The organism is Halorhodospira halophila SL1, assembly GCF_000015585.1.
GTDB classification, from domain to species: Bacteria; Pseudomonadota; Gammaproteobacteria; order Nitrococcales; family Halorhodospiraceae; genus Halorhodospira; species Halorhodospira halophila.
Map to the genome: position 1 here is coordinate 303,290 of NC_008789.1, position 17,230 is coordinate 320,519.

The window sequence follows — 17,230 nt, forward strand, 5'->3', positions numbered from 1 at the left end:
GCCATGACCCGCATCGAACGATCCACCAGCCCGCTGAGCGTCAACCCGCTGAAGGCCAGCCAACCGGTGGGCGGCACCCTGGCGACCCTCGGCTTCCGGGGGGCCGTGCCCCTGCTCCACGGCGCCCAGGGCTGCACCGCCTTCGGCAAGGTCTACTTCGTCCGCCACTTCAACGAGCCGATCCCGCTGCAGACCACCGCCATCGACCCGATCAGCGCGGTGCTCGGCGCCGACGACAACGTCCTCGGCGCCCTGGACACCCTGTGCGGTAAGTCGGCACCGGCGCTGATCACCCTGCTGACCACCGGGCTCTCCGAGGCCGAGGGGACGGACATCGAGCGCCTGGTGCGCACCTTCCGCGAGGCACACCCGGAGCACGCCGGCACCGCGGTGGTCCCGGTGAACACCCCGGATTTCGTCGGCAGCCTGGAGAGCGGCTACGCCGCCACGGTGGAGGCGATCATCGAGCACCTGGTCCCCGAGGCGGCCAGCGCCGGCACCCGGCCCGGACGGGCGGCGCGCCAGGTCAACCTGCTCCTCTCCGACGCCGTCTCCCCCGGCGACGCCGAGGCCCTCTGCGAACTGCTCGAGGCGTTCGGACTGGAACCGGTGGCCATCCCCGATCTGGGCGCCTCCATGGACGGCCACCTGGAGGACGGGGACTTCAGCCCGGTGACCACCGACGGCACGCCGCTGGACGCCCTGCGCGAATGCGGCAACGCCGCCGCCACCGTGGTCGTCGGCGCCTCGCTGCACGCCGCAGCCGACCGGCTGCGGGCCCGCACCGGGGTGCCGGACTACCGCTTCGACCACCTGATGGGGCTGCACGCCACGGACCGGCTGGTCATGGTCCTGTGTGCCATCGCCGGCCGCGAAGTGCCACCACCGCGGGTCCAGCGCCAGCGCCGGCAGCTCCAGGACGCCCTGCTCGATACCCACTCGGTGCTGGGCACGACGCCGGTGGGGGTGGCCGCCGAGGCCGACCTGCTCGCCGGGCTGACCACCCTGCTCCACGACGCCGGCGCCGAGGTGACCACCGCGGTGGCCCCGGAGCGCTCGCCGGTCCTCGACGGGCTGCCCGCCGGGCGGGTGGCGGTGGGGGACCTGGAGGCCCTGGAGCACCACGGCCGCGAGGACGGCGTCGAGCTGATCCTCGGCAGCGGCCACGCCGCCGCCACCGCCGGCCGGCTGGGGGTACCGATCCTGCAGTGCGGCTACCCGATCTGGGAGCGCGTCGGGCTGCACGCCCGCCCCCGGGTGGGCTACCGCGGCAGCCGCGACACCCTCTTCGAGCTGGCCAACACCCTTCTTGAGCATCGCGAGGTGCACGGCGACGTGCGCCCCTACCGCTCGATCTACCGCAGCGCGGACGCCGCCTGAGGAGGTCGCCATGACAGTCCGCCACCTGAAGGTCGCCGACAACGAGGTCCAGGAGGCCACCCACCCCGGATCGGTCCGCATCGCCTTCGCCACTGGCGACCGGCACACCGTGGATCAGCACTTCGGGCTGGCCAGCGGCTTCGCCATCTATCAGGTGGGCTGCTCAGGCACCCGGCTGCTGGAGGTGGCCGCCATCGAGGAGCCCGCCGACGCGGCGCCCGACTGCGACCGCCTCACCCCCCGCCTGGAGGTGGTCGACGGCTGCGCCGCCCTCTACTGCAACGCCATCGGCGCCCCGGCCGTGCGACGCCTGCTGGCGCAGCAGTGCCAGCCGCGCAAGGTCCCCCCCGGCACCGCCATCGACGCCGTGATCGGCCGCCTGATCGCGCAGTTGCGCGAGCGCCCGCCGGCGTGGCTCGGCCGCGCCCTGCGCGGCGACCCGCCCGGCGAAGAGCGCTTCGACGCCATGGAAGCCACCGGCTGGCGCGCCGACTGAACCGGACCGAACGAAGGAGGAACGCGCACCATGTGGACCTGGAACCCGCAGGACGACCGCCCCGAGACCACCGCCACCGCGCAGGTCCTGGCGGACGACGACCCGGCCCTGGAGACCCCGTTCATCCGCGAACTGCTGCGCCAGGTCCGGGCCATGGACACCTTCGGCGCCTGGGAGCATTACAGTGATGCGGCGGTCATCGACCCGTTCATCCTCACCCCCGAGCGCAAGCGCGCCATCCCGGTGGTAGCCGACCCCGACGGCGAGACCGTGAACCGCGTACGCACCTTCTACAACGCCGTCGCCACCCGCATCGAGGCCCGCACCGGGGTGATGGCGGTACCAGTGATCAATCTCAGCCACGAGGGCTTCGGTCGCGCCTTCGTCCTCGCCGGTAAACTGGTGGTGGTCGATAAACCGCTACGCGATGTCCACCGCTTCGGCTTCGCCAGCACCGACAAACTGGTCCGCCGCGGCGAGCGCCTGGTGGACGGAGCCGTAGCGCTCGTCGAGCGCTTCCCGGAGGTGGCGCGGGCCTGAACCCGCCGCCGTGCGCCGGCGGGCCATGCACCGTTCAACCCTCGACCCCCGGGGCGTCGTCGCGAACCAGCAGCAGGTCCGTGGACAGCTCGCGCAGCAGCCGCGAGGCGACACTGCCGAGCAGCATATTGGCCCAGCGACCGCGGCCGTGGTTGCCCATCACCACCAGGTCCGCGCCCAGCCCGCCGAGGGCCTCGAGCAGGACGGTGGCCGGATAGCCAGCGTGCACCTCCAAGTGGACCTCGTCCGGGCTCAGCTCCTCGTCCCGGGCAAACTCCTCCAGTTCCGTGCGCGCCTCCTCCATCCAGCGCGTCTGCTGCTCCTGAATGTAGCTGTCACCGATGCCGGCAGCGCGCATGCGATCGAGTTCGGCGGTGTCCACCACATAGAGCAGGTAGAGTTCGGCGGCCGGGAACCAGCGCCGGGCGATCTGCAGCGCAGCCCGCGAGCACTCGGAGAAGTCCACCCCCACGACCACGCGCCGATACGGCGCATCGGAATCGCGGCGGACCACCAGCGTCGGCGTCCGGGCGTGGCAGACCAGCTGCTCGGCGGTGGTCCCGAGCATCCAGTCGCGGACGTACTGCCGACCGTGGGCACCGACCACCAGCAGATCGGCGTCGCCCTCATCGGTGGCGCAGACCACCTCGCCGACCACATCGCCGATCAATACCCGGGGCTTGGCCCGGTGGCCGGGCGTGCCGGACTGCAGCTGCTGCTCGGCGGCGGCCTGGAAGACGCCTTCCCGGTCCGGCGAGCCACTGAGCGCACGCAACCCGGGCGAGTCGGTCTCGATCACGTGGACCGCCTCCAACTGCGCATCGTGGGCCTCGGCCAGCTGCACGGCGCGGCGCCCGGCCCGTCCGGCGCGCTCGGACAGATCGCTGGCGAAGACGACTTTCTGCATGCTCATGGCGGCCCCCTTGATCCCATCAACCGGAAGAGTACGGTGCATCCGGCCCCGGCGCTTGCCCGGGTGCCGGTCTCCTCCTTAGATTGTGGCACCATTGCCCGCGAGCGCGGGAGCCTCAGCGTGGCAACACGCCGCGGCCCCGGAGAATCCGATACTCAACAGGAGAGCTACCCATGCTGCAAAAGGAACACATGCGCTTCGAGCTCGTCGCCTTCCTGGTGGCAGTCGCCACCGGCGTGCTCGGTGCCGTCGCGGCCACGGCCGGCGCTCACTGGTTCGGCGGGATCCTCATGGCGATCATGGCCCTGGCGCTGTTCATCCTCGTCATCCCCGGCATCGCCGCCAAGCTGCCGCCGGCCGCCCAGGCGCTGCCCGGAGCGCTGCTGCTGATCCTCGGTCTGTGGATGATGGCCGGGGTGGGCCAAGGGCTGAGCTTCCTCGGCTTGATCGCCATGGTGGTGGCTGTGGGCACCGTGCTGATGCCCTTTTACCTGATCGCCCTTGGTGGGCAGGCCTTCCACCTCAAGCAGCATAAGCGCTGAATCGCAAAGACCCCGCGGGACGGCGTCCCCCCAGCCGCCGCCCCGCGGGGTATCCGGCCCGCCCTGCGCGGATCAGGCCGGTTTCAGCGTCACGTCACCGAGGATCTGCGCCTGGCAGGCGATGCGCTGCTGCTTGCCGGCGAAGTGCTCGCGCAACAGCTTCTGCTCCAGCTCGGAAGGCGGGCTCAGGTTCTCCTGCCCCTCCACCACCTGGCACAGACAGGTGCCGCAGTCCCCCTCGCGGCAACCGTAGACGATCCCCGAACCGACCTTCTCCGAAAGCTCGATCACCCGGGTCCCGGCGGGTGCGCTGACGGTCAGATCGATGTCCTTGAACGTTACCTGGGCTCTAGCCATCCCTTTGACTCCTTATCGTTTCTAGTTAGATTCTGGTTGCGGCCCGACCCGGCGTGCGGCTACGAGGCCGGTGCTGCCGCCGACCGCCCGGCCATGAGCTTCGCCAGCCACGGCGGTGGGCGCTTGGCCAGCGCCGCGCTGAGTTCCTTCATGTGCCCCCCGGCGGCACCGCCCACGTCGCGCTTCATGGGGAAGACCCCGGCGTTGACCACCTTGGCCGCCGCCGGCCCGCCGATGGAGCAGCAGTAAAGCACCTGGCAGTCGGCGATCAGCGCCACCCGGGCGCCGATCCGATCATCCCGCCGCGTACCGCTGCCGCTCACCGCCTCGGCCACGGGCCGGACGTCGGCGAGCCGGCAGCCGGTGGCGGCGACGTCATAGATCAGGAAGCGGGTGCAGGCCCCGAAGTGGCCGTCCAACTCCTCGCCGGTATTCGAGGCGCAGGCCACGCGGATGGCGCCCTCCGGCGACGGGCCCGACTCCGGCTCGGGGACCGGGTCCGTCGCCGCCTCCTCGCCGTGCAGGGCCCGGCACGCGGCCTCCAGGCGCGCTGCCGGGGCCTGCTGCACGGCCTCCAGGTGGTGGGCACCGCCGGCGTCGCGCAACCCTCGCGGGGTCACCCCGGCGAGCTTCTCGGCAGTGAGCGGGGCGCCGAGTAGTGCGGTGAGCACCCGCACCAACTGCGACACGTCGAGTTCCGGGAGCTCCCGGGCCGCCAGCCCGATGCGCAGGGCCAGCTCCGGTTGCAGTGAGGCGTCCTGCTGCATGCCGTCCCCCTCCTTCAGTCCGCCGGGACCACGCACTCGTCCACCTCGCAGACCTCCTCGCAGCGAGGCATCTCGAAGTGGCCCTCGCACTCGGTACAGCGGTCCGCGATGATCTCGTAGAGGCCCATCTTGTTGCGCTTGATGGCCGCCTCGGGGCACTCCGGCTCGCAGTCGCCGCAGCTGGTGCAAAGCTCGGGATCGATCTTCATGGCCATGCTCTTCCCTCCCTCGATCGCCGCGATCAGCGGACCAGGTCGTAGTTGAAGTCGGTGACACCCATGTGCCGGGTCTCCTCGTCGAGCCGGTCCAGCACCTCGTTGACGATGGTGGTGAGGATGTACATCGCCCCCTCATAGCCCCAGATGCTGTTGCGGTGCAGGTGGTGCCGGTCGAAGATCGGGAAGCCGAGGCGGATCAGCGGGACCTCGAACTCCTTGCCCTTGTAGAGGGTGTCGCGCTGGATGAACTTGCCGTAGGAGTTGCCGATCATGAAGTCGGGCTTGTCGGTGAAGCACAGCGAACGCATGTGCCACAGATCCTTGCCGACGTAGACCTGGGCGCTCTCCCCGTAGGGCGTCTGCTCGAGCATGGCGCGCATCGCCTTGCCCCAGCGCTTGTTGGCGTTGTGGCAGAGCACGTGGCGCGGTTCGGCGCCGAGCTCGGTGAGGAAGCGGGTCATGCCCATGACGAAGTCCGGATCCCCCCACAGGGCGAAGCGCTTGCCGTGCAGCCACTGGTGGGAGTCGGTCATCATGTCCACCAGCCGCCCGCGCTCCTTCTCCAGGGACGGGGGGATCGGCTTGCCGGTGATCTGCGAGACCTGCATCAGGAAGTTGTCCGTCGCCTCGAGGCCGATGGGCACCTGCACCTCGGGGCAGTCGTGCTTCCAGGTCTGCTTGACGTACTTCTTGGTCTTGGTCAGCGCCCAGGGCTGGAGCAGGAGCGTGTCCAGGGCGTTGGGCGCATCGCGGACCTCGTCGATGGGCGTCCCGCCGGCGTACATCCGGTACTCGCCGTCGGCCGGGGTGTCGAGCACCTCGGTGGGATCACTGAGCACCGAGGCCTCCACGCCCATCTCATCCAGGGCGCGCTTGACCCAGCGGTAGCTACCCAGGTAGGTCTCGAAGCCGGGCACCAGGTTGAGCTTGCCGTTGCTGCCCGGCTGCTTGTCTTCCATCTCATTGATGGTGAAGTAGCGGATGAGGCCCTCGAACATGCCGTCCCAGCCGGTGATGTGGCTGCCGACAAAGCTCGGCGTGTGAGCAAACGGGGTCGGGACCTCCTGGGGCAGATACCCCTCGTCCTTGGCGTTGCCGATGAAGGCGTTGAGGTCGTCGCCGATGACCTCGGCCATGCAGGTGGTGGAGACGGCGATCACCTCGGGCTGGTAGATCTGGTAGGCGTTCTGCAGCCCCTGGTTCATGTTCTTGTGACCGCCGAAGACCGCCGCGTCCTCGGTCATGGAGTCGGAGACGCAGGCCACCGGCTCCTTGAAGTGGCGGTTGAAGTAGGTCCGGAAGTACGCCACACAGCCCTGGGAGCCGTGGACGTAGGGTAGGGTCTTCTCGAACCCCAGCGAGCAGAGCACCGCGCCCAGGGGCTGGCAAACCTTACCCGGGTCAACGGTCAGCGCCTCGCGGGAGAAGTTCAGCTCCTGGTACTCCGGCGTGGTCGTCCACTGGAAGGTCTCGTCGATGGTCTGCTGATCGACGCCCTCCTCGTGCTCCTGCCGCTTGCGGTTGAGAACCTGCTGGTAGTCGTCATCCCGGAACAGCGGGTAGCACGGCTTGATGGCTTCGGTGTCTTCGTTCATTGCGCTTCCTCCAGCTGCGCCGCGACGGATCGACGGCGCCTTGCCTCGATCGGGCGGGCCGGCCTCCGGCCCGCCCCTGGCTGCGAGTGGTCAGGCCGCCTTGGAGGCCGGCTCACCGGTGGCTTTCCACGGCGGAGTCATGCGATCCCAGACCGGGTTGTTCAGGGTCATGTCCATATCCCGGGCGAAGATCGCGAAGCCGTCGTAGCCGTGGTACGGCCCGGAGTAGTCCCAGGAGTGCATCTGCCGGAACGGCAGACCCATCTTCTGGAAGACGTACTTCTCCTTGATCCCGGCGGCCACCAGGTCCGGTCGGGCCCGCTCGATGAAACGCTCCAGCTCGAAGGCGTTGGCGTCGTCGTAGACCAGCGTCCCCTCCTTGAGCTCCGGGTAGGTGCGGTCGTAGTCGTCGTCGTGGGCGAACTCGTAGCCGGTGCCGATGACCTCCATGCCCAGGTCCTCGTAGGCCCCGATGACGTGGCGCGAGCGCAGCCCGCCGACGTAGAGCATCACCTTCTTGCCCTCGAGCCGCGGCCGATACTTGGCGATCACCGCCTCCATGGTCGGCTGGTACTTGGCGATGACCTGCTCGGCGTTGGCCTGGATGGTCTCGTCGAACTGCGCCGCGATCTCGCGTAGGCTCTGGGCGATCCGCGTCGGCCCGAAGAAGTTGAACTCCATCCACGGGATGCCGTGGGTCTTCTCCATGTGCTCGCAGATGTAGTTCATGGAGCGGTAGCAGTGCAGGAGATTGAGCTGGACCTTGGGCGTGTTCTCCATCTCGGCCAGGGTGCCGTCGCCGGACCACTGCGCCACCACGTTCAGGCCCATCTCCTCGAGCAGGATGCGCGAGGCCCAGCAGTCGCCACCGATGTTGTAGTCGCCGACGATGGCCACGTCGTAGGGCCCGGCCTGGCGGCCGTCGCCCTCGCGGTTCTCCAGGACGTGGTCGCGGATGGTGTCGTTGGCGATGTGGTGGCCGAGGGACTGCGACACGCCGCGGAACCCCTCGCAGCGCACCGGGATCACCGGCTTACCGAGGCGCTCGGTGGCCTGCCGACCCACGGAGTCGATGTCGTCGCCGATCAGCCCGATGGGGCACTCCGACTGCACGGTGATGCCCTTGTTCAGCGGGAAGAGCATCTCGATCTCGTCGACGATCTTCTCCAGCTTCGGGTCGCCACCAAAGACGATGTCCCGCTCCTGGAAGTCTGAGGTGAAGTTGATGGTGCCGAAGGTGTCCACCCCGGTATGGCCGGTGTAGTAGTTGCGCCGGCCGGCCCGGGAGAGCTGACCACAACCCACCGGGCCGTGGGAGACGTGCACCATGTCCTTGATCGGCCCCCAGACCACACCCTTGGAGCCGGCGTAGGCGCAGCCGCGCTGGGTCATCACCCCGGGGACCGACTTGCGGTTGGAGGTCACGCACTTGCTAGGCTGCTGATCCGGGCCGACGGCGGCCAGGTGCTTGTCCCGTTCCGCGCGGGTGGCCTCGGGGTAGACCTCGAGGACCTCCTCGATCACCGCCTGGGCCTCTTCCTGCGTCAAGTTGCTCATGTTGGTGATCCCCCCTTACGCCGAAGCGCTCTCGTCAGCCTTCTGCCCGACGATGGACTCGTCTTCCTCCTCAAGGATGCCGAACTCCATGAGCAGGTCCTCGAGGTCGTCCATGGACAGTGGCGTGGGCACGACCAGGTTCTTGTTGTTGATGACGTTGTCGGCCAGTTCGCGGTAGACGTCGGCCTGGTTGCACTCCGGGTTGTACTCGATGACCGTCATGCGCCGGATCTCGGCGTGCTGGACCATGTTGTCCCGCGGGATGAAGCCGATCATCTGGGTCCCCAGGCGGCTGGCCAGGTTCTCGATGAGCTCGTCCTCGCGGTCGGTGTTGCGGGAATTACAGATCAGCCCGGCCATGCGGACACCGCCAGAGCTGGAGTACTTGACGACCCCCTTGGCGATGTTATTGGCGGCGAACATGGCCATCATCTCGCCGGAGACGACGATGTAGATCTCCTGGGCCTTGTTCTCGCGGATGGGCATGGCGAAGCCGCCGCAGACCACGTCGCCGAGAACGTCGTAGAAGACGAAGTCGAGATCGTCCGTGTAGGCGCCCTCCTCCTCGAGGAAGTTGATGGCGGTGATGACACCGCGCCCGGCGCAGCCCACACCCGGCTCCGGGCCGCCGGACTCGACGCACTTGGTGTCGCCGTAGCCCACCTGCAGCACGTCCTCGAGCTCCAGGTCCTCGACACTGCCCGCCTCGGCGGCCAGGTGCATGACCGTGTTCTGGGCCTTGGCGTGGAGCATCAGGCGGGTGGAGTCGGCCTTCGGATCGCAACCGACGATCATCACCTTCTTGCCCTTCTCGGCCAGCGCCGCCACCAGGTTCTGCGTGGTGGTGGACTTGCCGATGCCGCCCTTGCCGTAGATCGCTGCCTGTCTCATTGAAGATCCCTCCTGACCGATGGTTATTTCGGCCGCCTCAGCGGCTCGCACCCCGGTTCTGCAACCGCCATGCCAGGAGGCTCGGGAGAGACGCCTGCGGCGGCCGCGACCCGCCGCAGGCCACACCCAAGGGGCTGATTTTACGGACTTATCGAAAAAATTCGGACGATCAGGAAGGCTCAGAAAAACGGGCCCAAGGCACCGCCGCGGGCGGCTTTCGCCGGCCCGGCACCCGTGGCAAGTCCGACACAACCGGGTGGGGGTTGTCGGGGACCGGACAAGGGGGGTGTCCACTCCCCGACGGAGCGGAGGGAGGCGTCAGTGCTCACTGTAGACGGCGGTCTGCCCGGCCTCGTTGAAGGCGAGGACCTGGAAGGACTCGGCGGGCTGGCCGGGGATCTCCATCCCCGGCGACCCGATGGGCATACCGGGAACGGAGAGACCGCTGATCGACGGTTGTTCCTCCAGCATGCGCCGGATATCGGCGGCCGGGACATGGCCCTCCACCGCGTAGCCGTCGACCACGGCCATGTGGCAGGAGACCAGTTCCGGGGTGATCCCGTGGCTGCGCCGGACCTGGTTGATCTCGCGCTGCTCGGTCACCACCGGCTCGACCTCGAAGCCCTCCTCACGCAGGTGGGTGACCCAGTCCGCGCAGCATTCACACGTCGGGGTCTTGTAGACGGTAACCACGCCCTCGTCGGTGCCGCCGCCGAGCACGGCGTAGCTGGCCCCACCGACCACCCCGACCGCGCCCAGAACGCCGGCATAGATCCAGTTGCGTCGCATCGGCCCCGCTCCTCCTCGGCTGACCATGGCACCGGACCCATTATTGACATAACGCAACCCGGATACCACCCCCTTCTTGCCGACCGAGGGGGTTCAAGCGCGCTGGGGCGTCTCGCGGGCGGCCCGCTCGGCCAGGTCCCGGGCGCAGGCTTCGATCACGGTCACGCCGTGGCGAGCCAGGTAGCGCCGCTCCTTCCCGGCGGTGGCCGGAAGCAGGGCCCACCCCTTAGGCTCCCCGGCCTCCTGGGTGATCTCGGTAAAGAGCATGCGCTCGGTATCCCGGGTAAAGCGCACCCCCAGGCTCAGGTAGCGCACGCCGCGCCGCCGCTCCTTGAGAAAGCGCGGCAGGGCGAAACCGCCCATCAGCTCGGTGAGGTAGTCCACAAAATCAGCGTCCGAGGCAACGAAGCTCGGATCGGGCCGCGGCGTGCCCAGCGGCTTGAACAGCACCGGGCCCGAGGGCGTCGGCGGCGACTCGGCCGCCTCGTCGTGGAGCTCGTGATAGCCGATGCCGTCGTGGCGAAAGACCCGGTAGCGCCGACCGCCGGTGACCCGGGCGATGCCCTGGACCAGCAAGTGCGGGGTGCCGGCCCAGGCGTCCTGAAGCTGGGTATCCCGATTCAGGTCGACCACCCACGCCGGCCGTTGCTGCGCCAGCCAGTCGATCACCGGGGCGCGGGTCCACGGCACCTCACCAAAGCAGGCGCAGAGGAAGCGCTCCAGATAGGGGCGACCGTAATCCTGTTCGATCTTCATCGCCGCCCGGGAGAACTCGTGCATCAGCACCGGCGACATGGGCCGCCCCTGATTCAGGGCAAGGATCAGCCGCTCGTTGTCGGCGGGCATGGCGTCGCCGGTCTCCGGATGTCGGGCCCCCTCCAGGGCCCCCGGCCCGAGCACCGGGACGACACTGCCGTCGGCAAACCCCTGGGTCCACCGCTTCAACCGCTCCTCATCCAACCCCGGATGGCTCATGGCTTTCCCCTCCCTGGCCGATCCGCGCCCGATCCCGCTGGACCTGCCGGGCCCGCTGCTCCTGCAGCGCCCCGCGAATCCGTTCCCGAAGCTCGTCGTCCAGCGGCGCAACGTCCGGCGGGTGAATGGTTTCGCAAAGGAGCACATGCAGGCCCATCGCCGTTTCCACCGGCCCGCGCACCTCACCGGCAGCCATCTCGAACAGGGCCGCATCCAGCTCCTCGTGCAGTTGCCCCCGGGGCACCCGACCTACCAGCCCGCCGTGCAGGGCACTGGGGCACTCGGAGTGGCGCTCGGCGGCGGCGGCAAACCCCCGCGGATCGGCGGCCAGCTTTCCAGTCAGCTTCTCGGCCCGCGCCCAGGCCCGCTGCCGTGTGTTCTCCGGGAAATCGTCGTTGATGGTGATCAGCAGGTGGCGCACGGTGCGCGTCTCGTCGCGCCGAAACCGCTCGGGGTTCTCGTGGTAGAAGCGCTCCACGTCCTCGTCGGTGACCGCCGGCACCTCGGCGGCCAGCGCCGCCAGGGCGTGCTCCGGGACCTGCAGGGTGTGCCCCGGAAAGCGCACCTGGTAGGCCGGCCCGGTCGGGGCATCGCGCACCACGCGGAGAATCTCGCCGACGGCCCCAGGCTCGGCCACCACCTCGCCCTGGACCGCGAGACGGCGGGTGGGCGTCACACGGTCACGACACTCGAAGCGGGTCTCCACCCAGTGGCTGGCTGCATCCATGAGCTCCTCCTCGCGACAACCGACCATGCGATCCTGATCCAGGAAGAAGACGGTGTAGATGATCTGATCCTGCAGGAACGTCCCGACATCCCGGACGTAACCCACACTCCCCCGGGGGACCAGCAACTCACCCCGGGCCACGCCGGGGTAAGTGCCGTCGTTGCGGATGTTGCGGGTCACCCGCACCGCCGCGCCGATCCTGAACTGCGGGAGCATCAGCCGACCCTCCCGCGGCCGATGTGCGCCACCGGGACCTCCGCGGTGGCCCCGCGGGCCGCCTGGCGATGGATCCGCAACGCCGCCTGGCTACGGGCATCGGAGCCGACGAAATCGTCGTGGGCGCGCTGGAGCAGCGCCCGGGCGTGGGCCTCGGCCTCCGCCGGGTGGGACGGCGGTTCGGCGGTGGCGTAATCGTGGAAGCGCTGGAGGATGTGCAGCCGATAGACCCGCACCAGCTGCGGGTCGTGGGCCACCCCCAAACCCTCCAGCCAAGCCTCGATGCCCTCAAGCCCTTCCTCGCTCTCCGGTTCCAATGCCTCCAACCACTTCATGGCAACCTCCTCTAGGCCTCGACGGCACCGTTGGCGGCTGTAACCGCCCCCTCGACCACCAGCGCGCGCAGCTCATCCGCACTCGGGGCACGCTTATGGGTGACACTCCAGCGCCGGATCAGGGGCAGGAGCGCGCGGGCCTGCTCACGGTCGAGATCCACCCCCGCCTCACGGCATGCGGCCTGGACGCCGCGGGTCCCGGAGTGCTTGCCGAGGACCAGCTCATGGCACCGCCCGACCTCATCCGGATCCAGGCCCTGGTAGTTGCGGGCATCCTTGAGCAGCCCATCGACGTGGATCCCGGCCTCGTGGCGGAACACCCCGGCGCCGACCACGCTCTTGCCCCAGGGCACCGGCCGCCCCGAGGCCGCCTCCACCAGCGCCGCCACAGCGGTCAGGCCGGCGGTATCGACCCCCGTGGGCCGATGGCAGAGCCGGTGCAGACCGAGGACCACCTCCTCCAGGGCGGCGTTCCCGGCACGCTCGCCGAGGCCGCAGACGGTGGTATTGACGTGGGTGGCCCCACCGCGCACCGCGGCCAGGGAGTTGGCCGTGGCCAGACCGAAGTCGTCGTGGGCGTGCATCTCCAGCTCCAAATCCGTGGCGGCGCGCAGACGCTGGAACACTTCGCAGACCGCGAAGGGCTCGGCGATCCCCACCGTATCGGCAATGCGCAGCCGCCGCGCTCCGGCCGCCTCCGCACACCGCGCCACCTCGACGAGGAACTCCGGATCGGCCCGGGTGGCATCCTCGCCGCCGACGCTGACCTCCAGCCCCTGCACCCGGGCCCGGCGGACCCAGGCATCAATCCGGCCCAGCACCCAGCGACGATCCCGCCCCAGCTTGTGGGCGATCTGCTGATCGGAGACCGGGATGGAGCCATCCACTCCCCAGACGCCCAGGCCGCCGCACGCCTGCAGGTCGGTCTCGCGCATCCGCGCCCAGACCAGCAGCCGCGCCGACACCCCGGACTCCGCCAGGGCGCGGATGTCGGCGCGCTCCTCGGGGCCCATGGCCGGGATGCCCACCTCCAGCTCCGGCACCCCGATCCGATCCAGCGCCGCGGCGATGGCGAGCTTCTCGGCGCGGGTAAAGGCCACCCCGGCGGACTGCTCGCCGTCGCGCAGGGTCGTATCGTCGATCACTACCCCGGCCATCACGCCTCCGGCCCGAAACATTCGGAGAAATCGCTGCAGGCGTCACAGGAGGGCGCCCGGCAGGTGTAGATCCCGGTCTCCTCGCAGAGCCGCTTATAGAGAAACTTCTTCCACTTCATGTCGCGGTCGTTCAAGGCACACAGCGCGGGGAAACCCGCCTGCATGAGCCGGGTCAGCTCCTTGCGCGAGCGCAACCCCAGGTCCTGCCACAGGTGGTCGCGCCCCAGGCAGCCAGCGGCGACGATCTGCGCCAGCCAGCGCTCGGAGCGATCGGCACCGCGCCGGTAGCGCAGCAGCAGATCGGCCACATCGGCCTGCTCGTCGGCCAGCGGCCGGGCGAGTGTTGGCGGATCGGGGAACGGCGTCACCGCGCCAACACCGGGGAAGTGGCGGGCCATCATGGCCACGTAGTCACCGGGCTCGAGCCCCATCCAGGCCGGCAGGACGCTCTCGCCGCTGAGCCAGGCCGCTACCAGCTGCGCCAGCGGCTGATCGTTGGGTAGACCGGTGGCCTCGGCGAGCATGCCGCCGCAGGTGTGCGGCCAGAAGACCCGGCCCACGGGGGCCGTCGGCGTTGTCTCAGTGCCGTTCATGGGGTGCCCTCCTCTTCCCGCAGCTGCTCATCCAGGGCCTGCCAGGCCGCCTCCTGGCGGACGCGCACCGCCTCCGGATCCAGGGACAGCCCGGCCACGCGGGCGCGGCTGAACTCCGCGCCGCGGTCCTCGCCGAGCATCCCGGCGGCATCAGCGCGGCACTGCTGGCAGTGGCTCATCACCGCAATATCGTTGGCGCAGGCGGCGCGCAGCCCGAGCAGTTCCGCGTCGGTGGGGCCGCGCTGGCCGATCTGGCCGAAGTGGGTGCCGTGACTCGGATCGGAGATCAACGGCATGACGTTGTGCAGGAACGCCCCGCGCTGCCGGACCACCCGCGACACGGCGGGCAGGTGCTGGTGATTGATCCCCGGGATAGCCACCGAGTTGACCTTCACCAGCACCCCCCGCTCGGCCAGGGCCTCGATCCCGGCGAGCTGGCGCTGGAGCAGGATCCGGGCCGCCTCCAGGCCGCGCCGCCGGCGGTGCTCGAAGAGGATCGACGGGTGGATCTGCGCACCGATCTCCGGGTCGATGGCGTTGACCGTGACGGTGACATGCTCCACATCCAGGGCCACCAGATCGTCGACGTAGTCGGGCAGCGCCAGGCCGTTGGTGGACAGGCACAGGCGCAGCTGCGGGGCGACCTCGCGGATGCGCTCGAAGGTCTCGAAGGTACGCCGCGGGTTGGCCAGGGCGTCGCCGGGGCCGGCGATGCCCACCACCGACAGCTGCGGGATCTCCGCGGCCACCGCCAGGGTCTTGGCCACCGCCTCCTCGGGGGTGAGGACCTCGGAGACCACCCCGGGGCGGGACTCGTTGGCGCAGTCGTACTTGCGGTTACAGTAGTTGCACGAGAGGTTGCAACCCGGGGCGACGGCCACGTGCAGCCGCGCAAAGTGGTGGTGGGCGCGCTCGGAGTAGCAGGGGTGGTCCCGGACCTTGGCGCGCAGCGCCTCGGGCAGGTGCTCGAGCCCGTCGCCGGGTGCCCCCGCGCCACCGACACCGGGACACCCGGCTTCCGGGTCGCAGATGGTGGAGCCGCTTGCGTCCATTGTCTCTCCCTCCGTCGGGACCGGAGCCGGGCTCCGGTCGGGCCTGCCCGTGTCAATGCAACCCTCATGCCGGATCTGCGAATCGGCTAACCGCCCGTTTCGCCGGTGCCCCGGTGCCGCTGCGTGCCGGATGTGTCGCAAACCCCACAGCCGCATGTCGTTTCCGCCACGCTTCGGCCCGCCGCTCACAGGCTCTTCACCGGGATATCCAGGGTCTTGATCCGGTACGCGATCTGCCGCGGCGTCATGCCCAGCAGGCGCGCCGCCTTGGCCTGCACCCAGCCGGTGCGTTCAAGGGCGGCGATCACCCGCTCGCGCTCATCCAGCGCCGGGTCGTTGGGATCCGGCGCCGCCGGCCCGGCAGGCAAGACTCCATTGCCGGCGGGCCCCGAACCGTCTTCGGGGATGCCGGCGAGGAGCAGCGCCTCGTGATCAATGTGGCCGTCCTCGCTCATGATCGCCGCCCGCTCCAGGGCGTTCTGCAACTCGCGGACATTGCCCGGCCAGTGGTAGCGCATCAGCGTACGGATGGCGTCGTCGGAGATATCCAGCGCCCGCTGCTGAACGTCGGCGATGCGTCCGACCAGGAAGCGAGCCAGCTCCGGGACATCCTCGAGCCGCTCGCGCAGCGCGGGCATGGTGATGGCCATCACGTTGAGCCGGTAGTAGAGGTCCTCGCGGAACTCGCCGGCAGCGACCGCCGCCTCCAGATCGCGGTTGGTGGCGGCGAGCACGCGCACATCCACATGCCGTGTGCGGGTGCTGCCCACCCGCTCGAACTCCCCCTCCTGGAGGATGCGCAGCAGCTTGGCCTGGAAGGCCGGCGAGATCTCGCCCATCTCGTCGAGGAAGATGGTGCCGCCGTCGGCCTGCTCGAAACGCCCCACCCGGCTCTGCACGGCGCCGGTGAACGCCCCCTTCTCGTGGCCGAAGAGCTCGCTCTCGAGCAGGCTGTCGGGCAGCGCCGCGCAGTTGAGCTTGACGAAGGGCGCGTCGGCCCGCGGCGAGTTGTAGTGGATGGCGTTGGCCAGCAGCTCCTTGCCGGTGCCGGACTCGCCGCGCAGCAGCACCGTGGTGCTCCACTGTGCGACCCGGCGCACCTGTTCGAAGACGCGGCGGATGGCCGGGGTGCGGCCGATGACGTTCTCGAAGCCGTAGCTCTCTTGCACCTCCCGGCGCAGGCGATCGCGCTCATCGACAATGGCCGCCTGCTCGCGCTCGACCTCGGTGGCCAGGCGCACGGTCTGGGCGACCAGATTGGCGACCATCTGCATGAACCGCGAACGCTCCGCCAGCAACGCGCCCTCGTCGGCGGCGGGCTGCGCGGCGAGCACGCCCACCGGCGGGTCGTGTTCGCCGGGACCGTTGATGGGAACGCCGATGAACGGCAGATCCGGATCGTAGAGGCCGAGCCGATCGAGGAACCGAGGCTCTGCGGAGATGCGCCGGACGATCAGCGGCTCGGCCTGGTTGAGGATCTCGCCGACGATCCCCTCGCCGGGACGGTAGATGACCTCATTGGAGGGGGTCTGACCGTGCAGCGCGCGGACGATGGTCTCGCGGCGCACCGGGTCGCGCAGGGCGACCATCCCGGAGTGCATGTCGGCGTGCTCGTGGAGCACTTCGAGCACGGCCTGGAGCGTATCGCGCAGGTCGAGGCTGCGGGAGAGGACGCGGCTGACCTGGTAGAGCGCTTCGAGCTGGGCCTCGACCAGTTCGGCCCGGGCGCGCTCGCGGGGGCCGACGGGCATGGGGTTTTCCATGAATCCTCCTTCACTCGCCTCTCTGTTGGGCGTAGCCGGGGGCGTCGAGGGGCGCCGGAAGAACGCGCCCTTCGGGTGCCCACCGGTGCCCCGAGTGCCGTTCCTGGGCCGACCAACGAGAAGCAAGACCCGTTCCAGCGACCCGATAAGGGCCCCACGCCCCATTTGTCGCGTTTCTCACAGTGATTCATGAAAACCGATGTCTTTGTCGCCTGTGCCACATCGGTGCACAGGCACTACCGCAGTGCAACACGGCCCCTCTCAGGCGTAAGGACGCGGGGTTGGGTCACGGAGTGGACCGCCGGGGTGAGCTGGCACGGCTGATGCTTATCCAAGGGCAAGCGTCGCCGACTGGCCGGGGGAAGGG

General features: G+C 69.5%; 19 protein-coding genes. 4 read left to right on the forward strand and 15 right to left on the reverse strand.

Annotated features, from left to right (window positions below; all coding sequences use genetic code 11):
• The first annotated feature begins 3 nt into the window (after positions 1-3).
• The 3 genes from nifN to HHAL_RS01375 are packed head-to-tail and all read left to right on the forward strand — an operon-like array spanning position 4 to position 2,416.
• Complete coding sequence (nifN, locus tag HHAL_RS01365) at positions 4-1,380, forward strand: nitrogenase iron-molybdenum cofactor biosynthesis protein NifN (RefSeq protein ID WP_011813081.1); 1,377 nt, start codon at positions 4-6, stop codon at positions 1,378-1,380.
• A 10-nt stretch (positions 1,381-1,390) separates the two neighbouring features.
• Positions 1,391-1,876: a NifB/NifX family molybdenum-iron cluster-binding protein gene (locus HHAL_RS01370; RefSeq protein ID WP_011813082.1), complete on the forward strand. Its 486-nt coding sequence runs from the start codon at positions 1,391-1,393 to the stop codon at positions 1,874-1,876.
• A gap of 30 nt (positions 1,877-1,906) precedes the next feature.
• On the forward strand, positions 1,907-2,416 hold the full coding sequence (locus HHAL_RS01375) for a NifX-associated nitrogen fixation protein (protein WP_011813083.1): 510 nt from the start codon (positions 1,907-1,909) through the stop codon (positions 2,414-2,416).
• Between the two features lie 34 nt (positions 2,417-2,450).
• On the opposite strand, the gene HHAL_RS01380 is transcribed toward HHAL_RS01375, so the two are convergent.
• Positions 2,451-3,329, reverse strand: a complete 879-nt coding sequence (locus HHAL_RS01380; protein ID WP_187147869.1) for a universal stress protein — start codon at positions 3,327-3,329, stop codon at positions 2,451-2,453.
• A gap of 173 nt (positions 3,330-3,502) precedes the next feature.
• Between HHAL_RS01380 and HHAL_RS01385 the strand changes: the two genes are divergently transcribed.
• Positions 3,503-3,871 (forward strand): hypothetical protein, encoded by a 369-nt coding sequence (locus HHAL_RS01385; protein WP_011813085.1) that lies wholly within the window; start codon positions 3,503-3,505, stop codon positions 3,869-3,871.
• A gap of 72 nt (positions 3,872-3,943) precedes the next feature.
• Here the strand turns inward: HHAL_RS01385 and HHAL_RS01390 are convergent, their stop codons facing one another.
• The 14 genes from HHAL_RS01390 to nifA form a co-directional block, all read right to left on the reverse strand.
• A complete protein-coding gene (locus tag HHAL_RS01390) occupies positions 3,944-4,228 on the reverse strand; it encodes a 2Fe-2S iron-sulfur cluster-binding protein (protein WP_011813086.1) in 285 nt (94 codons plus the stop codon).
• A gap of 59 nt (positions 4,229-4,287) precedes the next feature.
• Entirely contained in the window at positions 4,288-4,995 is a 708-nt protein-coding gene (locus tag HHAL_RS01395; protein ID WP_041594993.1) for a dinitrogenase iron-molybdenum cofactor biosynthesis protein, read from the reverse strand.
• A 14-nt stretch (positions 4,996-5,009) separates the two neighbouring features.
• A complete protein-coding gene (locus HHAL_RS01400; RefSeq protein WP_041594994.1) occupies positions 5,010-5,210 on the reverse strand; it encodes a 4Fe-4S binding protein in 201 nt (66 codons plus the stop codon).
• Positions 5,211-5,236: 26 nt separating this feature from the next.
• Positions 5,237-6,808 (reverse strand): nitrogenase molybdenum-iron protein subunit beta, encoded by a 1,572-nt coding sequence (nifK, locus tag HHAL_RS01405; protein WP_011813089.1) that lies wholly within the window; start codon positions 6,806-6,808, stop codon positions 5,237-5,239.
• Between the two features lie 90 nt (positions 6,809-6,898).
• The gene (gene nifD, locus HHAL_RS01410; RefSeq protein WP_011813090.1) at positions 6,899-8,365 is read right to left on the reverse strand and encodes a nitrogenase molybdenum-iron protein alpha chain; all 1,467 of its coding nucleotides are present in this window, start codon (positions 8,363-8,365) and stop codon (positions 6,899-6,901) included.
• A gap of 15 nt (positions 8,366-8,380) precedes the next feature.
• Positions 8,381-9,256 carry a nitrogenase iron protein gene (nifH, locus tag HHAL_RS01415; RefSeq protein WP_011813091.1) on the reverse strand — a complete coding sequence of 292 codons (876 nt, stop codon included), beginning with the start codon at positions 9,254-9,256 and terminating at the stop codon, positions 8,381-8,383.
• Positions 9,257-9,574: 318 nt separating this feature from the next.
• Complete coding sequence (locus HHAL_RS01420; RefSeq protein ID WP_011813092.1) at positions 9,575-10,045, reverse strand: DUF411 domain-containing protein; 471 nt, start codon at positions 10,043-10,045, stop codon at positions 9,575-9,577.
• Positions 10,046-10,138: 93 nt separating this feature from the next.
• Positions 10,139-11,020 carry an SIR2 family protein gene (locus tag HHAL_RS01425; protein WP_011813093.1) on the reverse strand — a complete coding sequence of 294 codons (882 nt, stop codon included), beginning with the start codon at positions 11,018-11,020 and terminating at the stop codon, positions 10,139-10,141.
• Positions 10,998-11,963 carry a nitrogen fixation protein NifZ gene (locus tag HHAL_RS13680; protein ID WP_011813094.1) on the reverse strand — a complete coding sequence of 322 codons (966 nt, stop codon included), beginning with the start codon at positions 11,961-11,963 and terminating at the stop codon, positions 10,998-11,000. The genes HHAL_RS01425 and HHAL_RS13680 overlap by 23 nt, the downstream gene beginning before the upstream one ends.
• Entirely contained in the window at positions 11,963-12,298 is a 336-nt protein-coding gene (gene nifW / locus HHAL_RS01435) for a nitrogenase-stabilizing/protective protein NifW (RefSeq protein WP_011813095.1), read from the reverse strand. The genes HHAL_RS13680 and nifW overlap by 1 nt, the downstream gene beginning before the upstream one ends.
• An 11-nt stretch (positions 12,299-12,309) precedes the next feature.
• Positions 12,310-13,455, reverse strand: coding sequence for a homocitrate synthase (gene nifV / locus HHAL_RS01440; protein WP_011813096.1), 1,146 nt, complete (start codon positions 13,453-13,455; stop codon positions 12,310-12,312).
• Complete coding sequence (locus HHAL_RS01445) at positions 13,455-14,048, reverse strand: nitrogen fixation protein NifQ (RefSeq protein ID WP_011813097.1); 594 nt, start codon at positions 14,046-14,048, stop codon at positions 13,455-13,457. The genes nifV and HHAL_RS01445 overlap by 1 nt, the downstream gene beginning before the upstream one ends.
• Positions 14,045-15,100, reverse strand: coding sequence for a nitrogenase cofactor biosynthesis protein NifB (nifB, locus tag HHAL_RS01450; RefSeq protein WP_011813098.1), 1,056 nt, complete (start codon positions 15,098-15,100; stop codon positions 14,045-14,047). The genes HHAL_RS01445 and nifB overlap by 4 nt, the downstream gene beginning before the upstream one ends.
• A 185-nt stretch (positions 15,101-15,285) precedes the next feature.
• Positions 15,286-16,863: a nif-specific transcriptional activator NifA gene (nifA, locus tag HHAL_RS01455; protein WP_011813099.1), complete on the reverse strand. Its 1,578-nt coding sequence runs from the start codon at positions 16,861-16,863 to the stop codon at positions 15,286-15,288.
• Positions 16,864-17,230 lie beyond the last annotated feature (367 nt).